At 69.6% G+C, this 14,961-nt stretch carries 11 protein-coding genes; 8 read left to right on the top strand and 3 right to left on the bottom strand.

The features are described 5' to 3' along the window. The first annotated feature begins 11 nt into the window (after nucleotides 1-11). Both aroQ and mobA read left to right on the top strand, forming a co-directional pair. Nucleotides 12-467: a type II 3-dehydroquinate dehydratase gene (gene aroQ, locus HT102_RS04175; protein ID WP_192038161.1), complete on the top strand. Its 456-nt coding sequence runs from the start codon at nucleotides 12-14 to the stop codon at nucleotides 465-467. A 9-nt stretch (nucleotides 468-476) separates the two neighbouring features. Next, entirely contained in the window at nucleotides 477-1,061 is a 585-nt protein-coding gene (mobA, locus tag HT102_RS04170) for a molybdenum cofactor guanylyltransferase (protein WP_192038160.1), read from the top strand. Between the two features lie 13 nt (nucleotides 1,062-1,074). Here the strand turns inward: mobA and HT102_RS04165 are convergent, their stop codons facing one another. Next, complete coding sequence (locus HT102_RS04165) at nucleotides 1,075-1,896, bottom strand: GNAT family N-acetyltransferase (protein ID WP_333473275.1); 822 nt, start codon at nucleotides 1,894-1,896, stop codon at nucleotides 1,075-1,077. Nucleotides 1,897-1,989: 93 nt separating this feature from the next. Here HT102_RS04165 and HT102_RS04160 point away from each other — a divergent pair, with 93 nt between their 5' ends. Next, nucleotides 1,990-4,044 (top strand): S9 family peptidase, encoded by a 2,055-nt coding sequence (locus tag HT102_RS04160; RefSeq protein ID WP_333473274.1) that lies wholly within the window; start codon nucleotides 1,990-1,992, stop codon nucleotides 4,042-4,044. A 3-nt stretch (nucleotides 4,045-4,047) separates the two neighbouring features. Here the strand turns inward: HT102_RS04160 and HT102_RS04155 are convergent, their stop codons facing one another. After that, nucleotides 4,048-5,025 carry a pirin family protein gene (locus HT102_RS04155; protein ID WP_192038157.1) on the bottom strand — a complete coding sequence of 326 codons (978 nt, stop codon included), beginning with the start codon at nucleotides 5,023-5,025 and terminating at the stop codon, nucleotides 4,048-4,050. 110 nt (nucleotides 5,026-5,135) lie between these two features. Next, nucleotides 5,136-5,486: a hypothetical protein gene (locus tag HT102_RS04150; protein WP_192038156.1), complete on the bottom strand. Its 351-nt coding sequence runs from the start codon at nucleotides 5,484-5,486 to the stop codon at nucleotides 5,136-5,138. A gap of 176 nt (nucleotides 5,487-5,662) precedes the next feature. Here HT102_RS04150 and HT102_RS04145 point away from each other — a divergent pair, with 176 nt between their 5' ends. From HT102_RS04145 to HT102_RS04125, 5 genes are all read left to right on the top strand, one after another. After that, complete coding sequence (locus tag HT102_RS04145) at nucleotides 5,663-8,287, top strand: valine--tRNA ligase (protein WP_408611310.1); 2,625 nt, start codon at nucleotides 5,663-5,665, stop codon at nucleotides 8,285-8,287. Nucleotides 8,288-8,350: 63 nt separating this feature from the next. After that, entirely contained in the window at nucleotides 8,351-9,844 is a 1,494-nt protein-coding gene (gene folC / locus HT102_RS04140) for a bifunctional tetrahydrofolate synthase/dihydrofolate synthase (protein ID WP_192038154.1), read from the top strand. A 65-nt stretch (nucleotides 9,845-9,909) separates the two neighbouring features. Beyond that, on the top strand, nucleotides 9,910-10,284 hold the full coding sequence (locus HT102_RS04135) for a DUF4233 domain-containing protein (protein ID WP_192038422.1): 375 nt from the start codon (nucleotides 9,910-9,912) through the stop codon (nucleotides 10,282-10,284). Nucleotides 10,285-10,318: 34 nt separating this feature from the next. Then, nucleotides 10,319-10,732, top strand: coding sequence for a nucleoside-diphosphate kinase (gene ndk / locus HT102_RS04130; RefSeq protein WP_192038153.1), 414 nt, complete (start codon nucleotides 10,319-10,321; stop codon nucleotides 10,730-10,732). Between the two features lie 467 nt (nucleotides 10,733-11,199). Further along, a complete protein-coding gene (locus tag HT102_RS04125) occupies nucleotides 11,200-14,679 on the top strand; it encodes a translation initiation factor IF-2 N-terminal domain-containing protein (RefSeq protein WP_408611301.1) in 3,480 nt (1,159 codons plus the stop codon). Nucleotides 14,680-14,961: the final 282 nt, after the last annotated feature.

The following is a 14,961-nucleotide window of genomic DNA, read 5'->3' as shown; positions in this document are numbered from 1 at the left end:
CCACAGTGACCATGCCACAGCCGGATCGCGGCACCATTGTCGTGCTCAACGGGCCCAACCTCAACCTCCTCGGGAGGCGGCAGCCCGACATCTACGGCCACACCACCCTCGCGGACGTCGAGGACCAGTGCCGGGACCATGCGCGCGCGCATGGGTTCGCCCTCGATGCCCGCCAGAGCAATCACGAGGGCACGCTGATCGACTGGATCCACGAGATCCGCCTGACCTGCGCCGGGCTGATCATCAACCCGGGCGGGCTCACCCACACGTCCGTGGCGCTGCGCGATGCGGTCGTCACCGTCGCGGCACCCGTCCTTGAGGTCCACATCAGCAACATCCATTCCCGCGAGGACTTTCGCCATCACTCCTACATCTCGGGCATCGCTTCCGGAGTGATCGCGGGCCTTGGCACGCATGGCTACCTCGCTGCCATCGACCATCTTGCCCGCGCTGTCCCCAGGGCGTGAACCCTCCGCATGCCTGACATAGCTGGGATCGTCCTCGTGGGCGGGCAATCCCGCCGGATGGGCCGCGATAAGGCCACCCTCCGATGGGGCGAAGCCACGCTCGCCGAGCATCTCGTCGCCCGCCTCGCGCAGCGCTGCGCGCCGATCATCGTGGTGGCAGCTCCCGGCCAGGCGCTGCCCGTGCTCGGCGCGCGCACCGTCGAAGATCCCGTCGCGCACCAGGGGCCGCTGCGCGGGCTCGCGACAGGCCTCGCCGCCGCCCGTCCCGCCGAGTGGGCCTTTGCCTGCGCGATCGACATGCCCCATGTCGGGGCGGGACTCATCGACGAGCTCGCCCGTCATATCCCGGGGCAGCACGACATCATCGCCGCCCACGATGGGGTGTCCGCGCAACCCTTGGCCGCGCTGTATCGCACCCGGCTCGCGCCCGGGATGGAGGCCGCGCTTGCCCAGGGCCAGCGATCACCGCGACGCTTCCTCGCGGGGGCGCGCACTCTCGAGGTTCCTGTCCCTGGGCTCGAGCAGCACCTTCGCAACCTCAACACGCCTGCGGAGTATGACGCGGCGCTCGCCGAGGAATCGCCTGGTCCCTAGCCCCGGTGCGTGGTTACCAGACGGAAGGGCTGCGGCGCTCCACTATCACGGTGTCCCGCCAGTGGTCATGATGGCGCGCGATCGCCTGCCGCACCCCCACCGTGCGAAAGCCAGCCTTGCGATGCAGCGCAAGGCTCGCCCTGTTCTCCGGGAAGATCGAGGACTGCAACGTCCACAGTCCCGCCGCGTCCGCATGCCGCACCAGGTGATCGAGCAGTCGAGCGCCCCCCCCTTGCCCGGAGGCGCTCCCGCCGATATAGATGGACACCTCGAGCACTCCGGAGAAGAACGGTCGCACCGAGGTGGGGCTCAGTGCCGCCCATCCCAGGATCGTGCCATCGCGCTCGGCCACCCAGCGATGCTCGCGCAGCCAGCGGCCATCGAACGCATCAGCTCCCGCGGAGCGCGTGTCGAACGTGGCATTGCCCGTGGCGATGCCGTCCTCGTAGATCGCGACGATCGCATCCCAGTCCGGCGCGGCCGCCGCCCGGATGGTGACATGGTGCGAGGTGGTCGGGATGGCACTGCCGATGCCGATCGTGGCGAGACCGAGCAGCAGGTCGGTGAGCTCGGACCCGGCCGCGCGGGCGGCCCCGGGAACCACGATCATGCCGCCCTGCTCGGCGAGGATCCCGGCTTCGACGAGGGCTGCGAGGTCGGTGCGGGCGCAGCCGCGGGGGAGCGGCGCGGTGCTCGTGACGCCGCCGGGCGTGCTGGCGACGTGGTGGACGAGCGCTACCCGAGCGGGCGTGGAGAGCGCGGAGAACAACGCTGCGATCCTGTCCGCTGCGGGCGGGGCGGCGCCGTTCCGCCGAGGGGAGAAAGGAGTGCTCACCGGCCTACTCTACGGCGCGCCAGGCATTGTCGGCAGCGGTCGTGCCGGGCATCACGCGGCAGGGTGGGACGCGCTCGTGGTAACAACATCACTGTGACCGATGCGAAGAGTGGCGCTAGCGCCCCCAGCGAAACCCCGTTCCATGATCTCGATGCGTTCCTGCGACTGCCCCGTCTGTCCGGGCTGCGGCTCTCGCCGGACAGGTCCCGCTTGGTCACGGTCGCCAGCGAGCTGAACGATGAGGCGACCAAGCATGTGCCCGCGCTGTGGGAGATCGACCCCGCAGGGGAGCGCGCGGCCCGCCGACTGACCCAGGGCGCCCGGGGGGAGAGCTCGCCGGTGTTCGCGCCCAATGGCGATCTGCTTTTCGTTGCCGCGCGGGGCAAGTCGGACGAGGATCCCGCTACGGCATGGCGGCTGCCCCGTGATGGCGCCGAGGCCGTCGAGGTGGCACGGGCGCCGCTGGGGATCAGCGCGGTCACGGTGCCGCGCGAGCGGGACACGGCGATCGTGACGATGGCGGTGTACCCGTCGGCGAGCGACGACGCCGGTGATGAGCGGATCCGGGATGCCCGCCGGTCTGGCAAGGTCTCGGCGGTCCTGCATACTGGCTACCCCGTGCGCTACTGGGATCACGACCTCGGCCCCGAGGTGCCCTGCCTCGCGGTGGCCGGTGACGACGGTGCGGGGCAGCGGATCGTGCAGGACGCGGCGTTGCGCAACGCGGCGGTCGACGTGGACCCTTCGGGCGCGTTCGCGATCACTGTGTGGAACGAGGCCGGGCCGCTGGGCGTGACGCGCGCGCAACTGATGCGCATCGACCTCGCTTCAGGGGAGCGCTCGGTGATCGCGCGCGAGAACGACGCCGACTTCGGGCTGCCCACGATCTCGCCAGACGGGACGAAGGTCGCGTACGTCCGCGAGGCCCACGCGGATCCCGAGAACGCGCCCGATGTGACCATCCATGTCCATGACCTCACCACCGGCAAGCAGACGCGCCTGGCCGTGGGCTGGGACCGGTGGGCCACCGCGCTGGCCTGGCTTCCAGATGCCAGCGGTCTCGTGGTCACCGCCGACCAGTACGGCCGCGCGCCCTTGTTCCTTGTCTCCGCCTCGAGCCCGAAGGCAGCGGTGCGGGACCTCACCACCGACGATGCCGCGTACAGCGATGCGTGCATCGATCCTGCTGGCCGCTACGCCTACGCCTTGCGGGCGGCGATCTCCGTGCCGCCCGCGCCGGTGCGGATCGACCTCGAGACGGGCGAGATCGCGCGGCTGCCCGCGCCGGCCACCGTTCCTGCTGTCCCGGGGCGCGTCACCGAGGTGCTGACCAGCGGCGACGACGGCACCCCGATCCGGGCGTGGCTCGCGCTGCCTGCCTCCGCCAGCGAGGATTCCCCGGCCCCGCTGCTGCTGTGGATCCACGGTGGCCCGCTCGGCTCGTGGAACACCTGGCAGTGGCGGTGGAACCCGTGGCTGATGGTCGCGCGCGGATACGCGGTCCTCCTGCCGGACCCTGCGCTGTCGACAGGATTCGGGCGCAGGTTCATCCAGCGTGGCTGGGGCGAGTGGGGCAAGGCGCCGTTCACGGACCTGATGGCGCTGACCGATGCGACGGAGCAACTGCCGGAGATCGATGAGGCGCGCACCGCCGCGATGGGTGGCTCGTTCGGTGGCTACATGGCCAACTGGATCGCTGGGCACACCAACCGGTTCCAGGCCATCATCAGCCATGCGGGCCTGTGGGCTCTCGATCAGTTCGGGCCCACCACCGATGCGGCGTGGTACTGGGCCCGGGAGATGACGCCAGAGATGGCAGTGGAGAACTCGCCCCACCTCTACGTCGCTGATATCACCACTCCCATGCTGGTCATCCATGGTGACAAGGACTACCGCGTGCCCATCGGGGAGGCGCTGCGACTGTGGTACGAGCTCAATTCCGAGTCCGGGCTGCCCTCCGATGATCACGGCATCTCCGAGCATCAGTTCCTGTGCTTCCCCGATGAGAACCATTGGATCCTCAAGCCGCAGCACACCAAGGTCTGGTATGAGACGATCCTGGCGTTCCTCGCGGACCGGATGGGGGCCGGTGCCGCCGCGCTGCCGGATGTGCTGGGCGTCGAGTTGCCCGAGGACGACGAGGAGTGATGCCTACCGGCTCGACGGGTTGCGGCGTGGCTTGAGCTGGGCGTTGGGCAGCGGGGGAGCCGGGATGCGCTCGGTCTTGCCGACGTAGCCCTCCACGGCGCCGAACCGATCGGAGCGCTCTTCCCAGTCCTCGCGGAAGCGGGCGATCTCCTCATGGGTGCGGCCGACGAAGTTCCACCACATGATGATCTCCTCCTCGAAGGGAGTGCCGCCGAGCAGGATGATCCGGGTGGGGCCTTCGTGCGTGTTTTCCAGCGTGATCGTGCTGCGCCCCGTGGGCAGGTAGGCGAGAGCGCCCGGGGCGATGCTCGTGGCCCCGGCGCGGGCCTGGCCGGTGTCGACGAGGATGCCGTGCTCGAAAGCGGGGTCGACCTCGAGCTCGACGGTGCCGCCGGGCTCGAGCACGAGCTCGGCGCCCAGGAGGGGGGTGTGGGTGCTGACCGGCGAGGTGCTACCGGCGAGGCTGCCGAGAAAGACCCGGAGGCTGGCGCCGTCGAGCTCCACGAGATCGGGGGAGTGGTGCTGGAACTCGCGGGGGGCATCGCGCGCGTGCGCGGGCAGCGCCACCCAGAGCTGCACGCCGTGCAGGGTGGGGGTGTTGCTGGTGGAGACCTCGGAGTGGCAGATGCCGTGGCCGCCGGTCATCAGGTTGATCTCGCCCGGCCGGACGAAGCCGTGCACGCCGCCGCTGTCGCGATGCTCGATCTCGCCGGTGAACAGCCAGCTCACGGTTTGCAGCCCGGTATGGGGGTGGGGGGCGACGTCCATCCCGCCGCTGCTGGCGACGTCCTCGGGGCCGTAGTGGTCGGTGAAGCACCACGCGCCGGTGAAGGAGCGCTGGCGCTGGGGGAGGGTGCGGCGCACGCGCATGGCCCGGGGGCCACCGAGGGGCACGTCGCGCGGTTCGAGGATCTCGACCTCGCCGTGGCTGCTCGTGGCGGTGCAGGTGAGTTCCGCGGGGTGGGCTTCGGTGTTGCTCATGGCTATGCTCCCGGCTTCGTGGGCCCAGGGCGGGGCCCGGTGCGGATCGGCTCCGAGTCCGATCATATGTGGCGCGCCGGGGCCTCCGATGGGCGACCATCCAGCGTGGTCTACCACATGGTGGCGAGGAGGATATTGATGGTGGTGAGCGCGCCGATGCTGCCGAGCACGGCGGGGGCCACCGTGGTGGCCTTGCGCTTGGCGACGACGAGCACGAGGACGGCGAGCAGCACGATCAGCTTGATGCCGATCTTCATGTGGTTGACGTCCGCGTCGTTCATCTCGTTGAGCCCGACGAGGAGCAGTCCCGTCACGAGCATCGTGAGGGCACCGTGCAGCATGCCGGGGGCGATCCGGGCTGTCCCCGCCTTGATGTCCTTCATCTGGTAGAGCACCCCGCCGAGCAGGGCGACGATGCCGATGATGTGCAGGGCGGCGAGGAACCCGATCGCGATATCCATACGACGCACTGTAGTAGATCGTGTGCTTTGCTGCTCTTGGAGGAACGGATGTGACCCCGGGCAGTGCTGTTCCCTAGAATCGCGGGGTGACCAGTGCAGCGCCAGACCCCCAGGACACCGCCACCCCCAGCGGCACGAGCCCGCAAGGCTCGAGCCCCGAAGGGTCCAGCCCCGCCGTGGACCTGCCCAAGGCGTGGGAGCCGCAGGCCGTGGAGGCCGGGCTGTACCAGCGCTGGGTCGACGCGGGATACTTCACCGCGGACCCGCGCAGCGACAAGCCGGGCTTCTCGATCGTGCTGCCGCCGCCCAACGTCACCGGCAGCCTGCACATGGGACACGCGCTCGATCACACGCTCATGGACATCCTGTGCCGCCGCAAGCGCATGCAGGGCTTCGAGGTGCTGTGGCTGCCCGGGATGGACCACGCCGGCATCGCCACCCAGATGGTCGTGGAGAAGCAGCTCGACGCCGCGGGCACCAGCCGCCACGAGCTGGGCCGCGAGGCGTTCGTGGAGCGGGTGTGGCAGTGGAAGGCCGAGTCGGGCGGCGCCATCATGGAGCAGATGCGCCGCATAGGAGACGGGGTCGACTGGGGCCGCGAGCGCTTCACCCTCGACGAGGGCCTCTCGCGCGCGGTGCACACGATCTTCAAGAAGCTCTACGACGCCGGCCTGATCTTCCGCGCCGAGCGGCTGGTCAACTGGTCACCGGTGCTGCAGACCGCGATCTCCGACATCGAGGTCAAGCACGAGGAGGTCGAGGGCGAGCTGGTGTCGCTGCGCTACGGATCCCTCGACGACGACGAGCCGCACGTCATCGTCGCCACCACCCGTGTCGAGACGATGCTCGGCGATACCGCCGTCGCGGTCCATCCCGAGGACGAGCGCTACCAGCACCTGATCGGCATCACCGTCTACCACCCGATCACCGAGAACCAGATCCCCATCGTCGCCGACGACTACGTCGACCCCTCCTTCGGGTCCGGCGCGGTGAAGATCACCCCCGCGCACGATCCCAACGACTTCGAGCTCGGCCTGCGCCACGACCTGCCCATGCCCACGATCATGGACGAGCACGCCCGCATCGCAGGAACTGGCACCGAGTTCGACGGCATGGATCGTTTCGAGGCCCGCGCCCGCATCCGCGAGCAGCTCGCCGCCGAAGGCCGCGTGGTCGCCGAGAAACGCCCCTACGTGCACAGCGTCGGCCACTCCGAGCGTGGTGGCGAGGTCATCGAGCCGCGACTGTCCAAGCAGTGGTGGGTCAAGGTGGACGAGCTCGCACGGATGGCAGGCGATGCCGTCCGCGATGGCGATACCGTCATCCACCCCAAGTCGCTGGAGCCGCGGTGGTTCTCCTGGGTCGACGACATGCACGACTGGTGCATCTCCCGCCAGCTGTGGTGGGGCCACCGCATCCCGATCTGGTACGGGCCCGACGGCGATGTCGTGTGCCCCGCGCCCGGGGAGACAGCGCCCGAGGGCTACGTGCAGGACCCCGACGTGCTCGACACCTGGTTCTCCTCGGGGCTGTGGCCGTTCTCCACGATGGGCTGGCCCGAGCGCACCGATGAGCTTGCCAAGTTCTATCCCACGAGCGTGCTCGTCACCGGCTACGACATCCTGTTCTTCTGGGTCGCTCGCATGATGATGTTCGGCCGGTTCGTCGGCGAGGACACCGAGCAGGGCCCGGGCGGCAAGGTCCCGTTCCACGATGTGTTCCTGCACGGCCTCGTGCGCGACGAGCAGGGCCGCAAGATGTCGAAGTCGCGCGGCAACGGCATCGACCCGCTCGACTGGGTGGAGCGATTCGGCGCGGACGCCCTGCGCTTCACCCTGGCCCGGGGCGCCAACCCGGGCGCTGACCTGCCCGTCGGCGAGGACCACGCGCAGGCGGCCCGCAACTTCGCCACCAAGCTGTTCAACGCCACCAAGCTGGCCCTGATGAACGGGGCCGCCCCCGGCGACCTGCCGGCCCGGGAATCCCTCACCGACCCGGACCGGTGGATCCTCGACCGCCTCGAGCACGTGCGCGGAGAGGTCGATGCCGCGTTCGATCGCTACGAGTTCGGCAAGGCATGCGAGGCCCTCTACCACTTCGCGTGGGACGAGTTCTGCGACTGGTACCTCGAGCTCGCCAAGGTGCAGTTCGCCGACGACGCCATCGCCCCCGCCACGCGCATCGTCGTCGGCACCGTCCTCGACACCTTGCTGCGCCTGCTGCATCCCGTCATCCCGTTCGTCACCGAGACGCTGTGGACCAAGCTCACCGGCCAGGAATCCGTCGTCATCGCGGACTGGCCCGGAACGCTGGGCGCGGACCGCGACGAGCACGCCGCCCGCCGCATCGAGGACGTCCAGCACCTAGTGACCGAGATCCGCAGGTTCCGCTCCGACCAGGGCCTGCGCCCCGGCCAGCGCGTGCCCGCCCGCATCGTCGGCCTCGACCAGGCGGACCTCGCGGCGCTCGACCCCTACATCGCCAGTCTCTCGCGGCTCACCCCCGCCGAGGAAGGGTTCACCGCGTCGGCCGCAATCGAGGTGCGCACCAGCCGCACGACCCTGCACGTGGAGCTCGACACCTCCGGCACCGTGGACCTCGAGGCGGAGAAGCGTCGCCTCGCCAAGGACCTCGCCGCCGCGGAAAAGGAGCTCGCGCAGACCTCCGCCAAGCTCGGCAACGAGGCATTCCTCGCCAAGGCGCCGGCGCACGTCGTCGAGAAGATCACCACCCGCAAGGCAATCGCCGAGGAGGAAGTGCAGCGCATCGGCGAGCGGCTCGCCGCGCTGGGCGCACGATGAACCGTGGTGCATGATGAAGCAAGCGCACCTCGAGGCCGGGCACGCCACCAACATGGGAGCACGATGAATATCGATGACCTCGACGGACCCGACCTCCTCAAGGCGCTCGGGGTGCCGGACGACGAGTCCAAGCCGGACCCCGATACACCGATCTACATCCCGCCCACCGCGGAGGACCTCGCCGAGCTCGCCGAGGTGGAGGCCGAGCTCGACCAGCGCTGGCCCGAGACCAAGATCGAGCCGAGCCTGACGCGGATCTCCCTGCTGCTCGACGTGCTCGGCGGCCCGCACACGGCGTACCCGTCGATCCACATCGCCGGGACCAACGGCAAGACCTCGGTGGCCCGCATGATCGATGCGCTGCTCACTCGCATGGGGCAGCGCACCGGCCGCACCACGAGCCCGCACCTGCAGCTCGTCACCGAGCGCATCAGTGTCGATAACGCGCCCATCAGTCCGCGCACCTACATCGATACCTACCGCGAGCTCGAGCCCTACATCGGCATGATCGATGAGAAATCGGTCGCCGCCGGCGGTCCACGCATGAGCAAGTTCGAGGTGCTCACCGCGATGGCGTTCACCGTCTTCGCTGATGCCCCCATCGACGTCGGTGTCATCGAGGTCGGCCTCGGCGGCACCTGGGACGCGACCAACGTCGTCACCGGGGACGTCGCGGTGATCACCCCGATCGGCCTCGACCACACCGAGTACCTCGGGTCGACGCTCACGGCCATCGCTTCCGAGAAGGCCGGCATCATCAAGCGCGCTCCCGAGAAGCTGATCCCCACCGACACCGTCGCGGTCATCGCCGAGCAGGAGCCCGAGGCGATGGATGTGCTGCTGCACCAGGCCGTCGACGCCGATGCCGCGGTGGCCCGGGCCGGCAGCGAGTTCCTCGTCCTCGAGCGGCGCGTGGCGATCGGGGGCCAGCAGATCACCCTCCAGGGGCTCGGCGGCGTCTACGACGACATCTTCCTGCCGCTGCACGGCGAGCACCAGGCACGCAATGCCTCCCTCGCGCTCGCCGCGGTCGAAGCGTTCTTCGGAGCGGGCAAGGATCGCCGGCTCGATATCGACGCGGTGCGCGAGGCCTTCGCCACCGTGGCCAGCCCCGGACGGCTCGAGCGGGTCCGGCCCGCCCCCACCGTGTTCCTCGACGCAGCGCACAATCCCCACGGCGCTCAGGCCCTTGCCCGCACGCTCACCGACGAGTTCGATTTCCGACGCCTCGTTGGCGTGGTCGCCGTCATGGCGGACAAGGACGCGGCCGGCATCCTCGACGCCCTCGAGCCAGTGCTCGACGAGATCGTCGTGACCACCAACTCCTCGCCCCGCGCCATGCCTGCCCAAGATCTCGCCGAGCTCGCCATGCCGCGGTTCGGCGACGATCGCGTCATCATCGCGCCCGTGCTGGCCGATGCCATCGAGACCGCGGTGGAGCGGGCCGAGGAAGTCGCCACGGGCGACGAGCACGTATCCGGGGCGGGAATCGTCATCACCGGTTCCGTCGTCACCGCCGGCAACGCGCGCAGCCTGTTCGGAAAGGAACCCTTGTGACCGAGACAACCGCAAGCACTGGTCCCGGGGCGGCCCCCGACCCCTGGAAGGGCCTGCGGGGCGTGATGGCCGGCACGCTGATCCTTCAGGCGATCGTCGTGCTGCTCGCCCTGCCCGCCGTATGGCGAGTCGGCGACGGCATCACCTGGCTATCGGGCAGCTACATCCTCGGGCTCGCTGGCTTGATGATCATCGGATCCGGCCTGCAGCGCCGCCCGTGGGCGCTGCGCTTCGACTTCGCCCTGCAAGCGCTGATGGTCGCCACGTTCTTCTTCAGCATCGCGCTCGGCGTCCTTGGCCTGATCTTCCTCGCGGTGTGGGTGTATATCCTGTACCTGCGCAACGACATCCGCAAGCGCATGGCCGAGGGATTGCTCCCCGCTCAGCGACACGACCAAGCGGACACGGCTGCCAGGGAGAACGATGCGCAAGGGCGATGACGCAACGCGTGGCGGGAGCCGCTAGGCTAAGCGCGTGAGTGAGCGCACCCTAGTACTGATCAAGCCCGACGGCGTGGCCCGCGGCCTCGTCGGTGAAGTCATCTCCCGCATCGAGCGGCGCGGCCTGAGCCTCGCTGCGCTGGAGCTGAAGAATGTCACCGAGGAGACTGCCGCCCAGCACTACGCCGAGCACCAGGGCAAGCCCTTCTACCAGTCCCTGATCGACTTCATCACCTCCGGGCCCCTCGTGGCCGCAGTGATCGAGGGACCGCGCGCGATCGCCGCGTTCCGCCAGATCGCCGGTGGCACCGACCCCGTGGAGAAGGCCGCGCCCGGTTCCGTCCGTGGTGACTTCGCCCTCGAGGTCCAGGAGAACATCGTGCACGGATCGGATTCCACCGAGTCCGCCGTGCGCGAGATCGCCCTCTGGTTCCCCGGCCTGGGCTGACCCAGGCCCCCATCGCGGCCCGCGCAGGGCCGTGCCACACCGAGGCTCGGCAGCACCGGCTGCGTGCATGCGCACCAGCCACGCTGCCGAGTCTTTCCCATCGTGGCGAGCCTGGCCCGAGGAGTGTGGGATAGTAGGAGGCAGTGGCATCACATCCGCCGCGACGGGACGGGGAACGATCTCGTTCCAGCGAGGATGACACGGTGCCGCTGCAGGGCTTCCGAGGGGGAGCCCGGCACGTTCCCGGTACCGGTTCAGGCGCGGCATGACGGTCATGCCAGGCGCCGAGCCCAACGGAGGATCGAGCCGGGCGAGCCACGGTGCCCGCAGCGATGACCCGCTGGATCCTTTTTCCCGGCGAGGCACCGCTGGCAGACCTGACAATGAACTCGCGCCGGTACGCGCGCGAGAAGGCTTATGCCCCTGTGTGGCCGCGTCCTACGCGCCCGGGGGCGCGAGGAGTATACGTGGCTGATCACGTGGCGCCCGATGACGCTACCCAACTGAACACCAGCGGTGAATCCGCAGCTCAGTCCGCCGACAGTGAGGACTCACGCCCAGTGTTCCCCGCCAAGATGCGCGTTCACGCGCTCGCCAAGCTTCTAGGGCAGACCAGCAAGCAACTGCTCGCCAGCCTCAAGGAACAGGGCCACGAGATGCGCAGCGCGCATTCCACCGTGGAACGATCGCTCGCCGAGCAGCTGTGGGACGATGCGCAAGCAACCGCGGGCCCCGAGAAGGCTGCTGCCGCAGAACCAGGCCCGAGCACTACCGAGCCCGCGCCGTCGGCCGAGGCGGAGGGGCCCGCGAAGCGATCAGGACCCGAGGGCTCTCCCTCGCTCTTCTCGGAGCCAGCGGCAAAGCGCGAGGCCGCAGCGGCCCAGCAGGGCTCGGTCGACGAGCCCGCGGTCGACGTGGGCCCGCCCCTGTTCCTGTCGCCGCCGGAAGTGGACCGCGATGAGGAGCCCCGGTCCCGGTCCCGGGCTCGCAAGCCCAAGCGCGCGAGTGAGGAGCAAGCACCGGAGCAGGGCGAGTCGAGCACGACCAGTGATGCCAAGGCCGAGCCGGCCAAGTCGGACGGCGCCAAGGCTGCCAGTGGCAAGGGGGATGGCGGCAAGGGCGCCAGCGCCAAGGCCAGCGAGCCCGACGAGGACGAGGACGAGACCTCGGAATCCGGTACCGACGACGATGACGGCGGCAAGCGGAACAGGCGCCGTCGCCGGGGACGCCGCGGCCGGGGCCGGGGCAAGGGCGAGAACACCTCGGGCGACGAGGGATCCTCGGAGAGCGACAGCGACACTAGCGCCGAGCAGTCCGACGATGCCCCCAGCGCCAAGGACTCGGGCTCGTCGGGCACGGACCAGCCTGGTAAGGCCGAGCCTGCGCAGGGCGGTAGCGACACGGCCAAGGCCGCGGCGGATGAGCCCGGCGACAGCGAATCCACCGACGAATCCTCGGGGGACGACAGCGATGAGACGTCCGGCTCCTCGAGCAGTCGCCGTCGCCGTCGCCGTCGTCGTCGCCGGGGCAGCGGTGATGATGCGAGCGATGCCACCCCGGGCGAGGACCCGCCGAACACCGTCGTGCACGAGCGAGAGCCGCGCAGCAAGCCCCGCAAGGACGAGGTGCAGGGGATCAGCGGATCGACCCGCCTTGAGGCCAAGCGCCAGCGTCGCCGGGACGGACGGGAAGCAGTCCGCCGCCGCCCGCCGATCCTGACCGAGGCCGAGTTCCTCGCGCGCCGCGAATCGGTCGAGCGTGTGATGGTGGTGCGCGAGAAGCGTGCCAGCAACCAGCCCGGCACGACCACCCAGATCGGCGTTCTCGAGGACGGGATGCTCGTCGAGCACTTCGTGACCAGCGCCGCATCCGGCTCGATCGTGGGCAATATCTACCTGGGGCGCGTCCAGAACGTCCTGCCCAGCATGGAAGCCGCGTTCGTGGATATCGGCCGCGGCCGCAATGGCGTGCTGTACGCCGGCGAGGTCAACTGGGATGCCGCCGGGCTCGATGGTGGCGCGCGCAAGATCGAGCAGGCGCTGCGGCCTGGCGACCAGGTGCTCGTGCAGGTCTCCAAGGATCCCGTCGGCCACAAGGGTGCCCGCCTGACCACCCAGGTCTCGCTCGCTGGCCGTTTCCTCGTGTACGTGCCCGAGGGCTCGTCCACCGGGATCAGCCGCAAGCTGCCCGACAACGAGCGCCGCAGGCTCAAGGAGATCCTTCGCGAGATCGTCCCCGACGATGCTGGCGTTATTGTTCGCACGGCATCCGAGGGCGTGCCGGCCGAGGAGCTCGCCCGGGACGTCGATCGGCTCCGCAAGCTGTGGGCATCGATCTCCGAGGAGTCGAAAGCCGACAAGGGCAAGGCGCCACGAGCGCTGTACGAGGAGCCGGACCTGCTCGTGAAGGTCGTGCGCGACATGTTCAACGAGGACTTCGCGCAGCTCGTCGTCCAGGGCGATCGAGTGTGGGAGACCGTCGAGGGGTATGTCCGCAAGGTCGCGCCCGATCTGCTCGACCGCGTGCACAAGCACGAGGAGAAGATCGATGTGTTCGAGCGGTTCCGCATAGATGAGCAGATCTCGAAGGCACTCGACCGCAAGGTCTGGCTTCCCAGCGGCGGAACACTGGTCATCGACCGCACCGAGGCGATGACGGTGATCGATGTCAACACTGGCAAGTTCACCGGTTCCGGCGGCAACCTCGAGGAGACGGTCACGAGGAACAACCTCGAGTCCGCCGAGGAGATCGTGCGGCAGCTGCGCCTGCGCGACGTCGGCGGGATGATCGTCATCGACTTCATCGACATGGTGCTCGAGTCCAACCGGGACCTCGTGCTCCGGCGCCTCACCGAGGCATTGGCGCGGGACCGGACCCGGCACCAGGTCTCCGAGGTCACCTCGCTCGGACTCGTCCAGATGACGCGCAAGCGCATCGGCACCGGACTCGTCGAGGCGTTCTCCACCACCTGCGAGCACTGCCACGGCCGGGGCATCGTCATGCACGACGAGCCCGTCGACGCGCAGGCCGAGCCGGACCGGGGCACCAGTTCCCGCCGCTCGCGCCGCACACGCCCCGCCAAGCCAGAGGCAGAGGCGCCCGAGGCCCCGAAGCAGCACACGCAGCAATCCTCGCCCGATGACCTCAAGGCACAGGCGGAGAACCACTCGAAGCATCCGATGATCCTCGCGATGTCAACGTCGCCGGAGGACGCCGACGAGGACGATGCTGGAGCGGCATCCGCTGGGGCGAGCTCGCCGGACAAGGCGCCGGACGCGACCGAGGATGCTGCACCCGAGCAGGCAAGCAGGCCATCGAGGTCTCGTCGGCGCAGCCGTTCGAGTGGCTCTACCAGCGCCGCCAAGCCCGAGGCCGAGCAGCAGGACACCGCATCGCAGGCTGCGGAGCCGCAGGAGCGGGAAGCCGCGGCCACCGCATCCGAACCGGGCGATACGAGCGGGCCGGCAGCCGCCCAGGAACCCGCCGCGGCTGATACGACGAGCGGCAGTTCAGCCACCAGCGCCGGGTCCGATGCTCCTGCGGGAGCAGCCGCGGAGCCCGTGCGCCCCCCACGTCGGCGACGCGCGCGGCGTCCCGCGGGCGGGGCGGCTCCTTCGACTCCTTCGGCTCCCTCGGCTCCGGAGTCCCCGGAGGCCGCAGCCTCGGCATCGGCTGGCCCGGTCTCGGCTGCCTCGGCCCCGGCTGGCCCGGTCTCGGCTGCCAGCGAGGAGCCTGCGCCCGTCGAGCCTGCGCCAGTCGTGACGGTCGTTCCGGCGCAAGAGGCCGAAGTGGTCGCTAGGCCTGTGCAACGCCGTCGGCGCGCAGCAGGACGGCCGTCGGGCCCGCCCGCGGACACGGCCGATGCAAGCCGGGAGACCGCGGGTTCCGAAGCGGCTGGGTCCGAGGCAGCTGGCGCCGATGCAGTTGGGGGCGCCGCCGAGTCCTGATCCGTTGAGCGGCGGTGCGCCGCTTGATGGGGTCGTGGCCGCAAGGCGTCCGTGGCCGCAAAAGCACCGGATACCGTCAAACGCGATAGAAGCAGCAGTGGATTCACTGCTGCTTCTATCGCGTTTGGGGCTGGATCGCGCTGGATCGGCCTGGCTCTGGCTGGAACGGCCGGGATCGCGCTGGATCGGCCTGGCTCGGGGGAGGGGCGGCGGAGCCTGGTTTGACCAGGCTGCCCCCTGTCCACTAGCCTTGGAAAGTCGCTGCCCGGCGATGCCCCTTCA

Source organism: Lolliginicoccus lacisalsi (assembly GCF_014841105.1).
GTDB classification, from domain to species: Bacteria; Actinomycetota; Actinomycetes; order Mycobacteriales; family Mycobacteriaceae; genus Lolliginicoccus; species Lolliginicoccus lacisalsi.
This window is presented reverse-complemented; position numbering and strand designations above follow the sequence as displayed.

What these genes read in the sequence shown, in the direction of transcription:
- HT102_RS04150 (WP_192038156.1), bottom strand. Translation starts at nt 5,486, where the DNA reads ATGGATATCGCGATCGGGTTCCTCGCCGCCCTGCACATCATCGGCATC.
- HT102_RS04155 (WP_192038157.1), bottom strand. Translation starts at nt 5,025, where the DNA reads ATGAGCAACACCGAAGCCCACCCCGCGGAACTCACCTGCACCGCCACG.
- mobA (WP_192038160.1), top strand. Translation starts at nt 477, where the DNA reads ATGCCTGACATAGCTGGGATCGTCCTCGTGGGCGGGCAATCCCGCCGG.
- aroQ (WP_192038161.1), top strand. Translation starts at nt 12, where the DNA reads ATGCCACAGCCGGATCGCGGCACCATTGTCGTGCTCAACGGGCCCAAC.
- HT102_RS04135 (WP_192038422.1), top strand. Translation starts at nt 9,910, where the DNA reads ATGGCCGGCACGCTGATCCTTCAGGCGATCGTCGTGCTGCTCGCCCTG.
- folC (WP_192038154.1), top strand. Translation starts at nt 8,351, where the DNA reads ATGAATATCGATGACCTCGACGGACCCGACCTCCTCAAGGCGCTCGGG.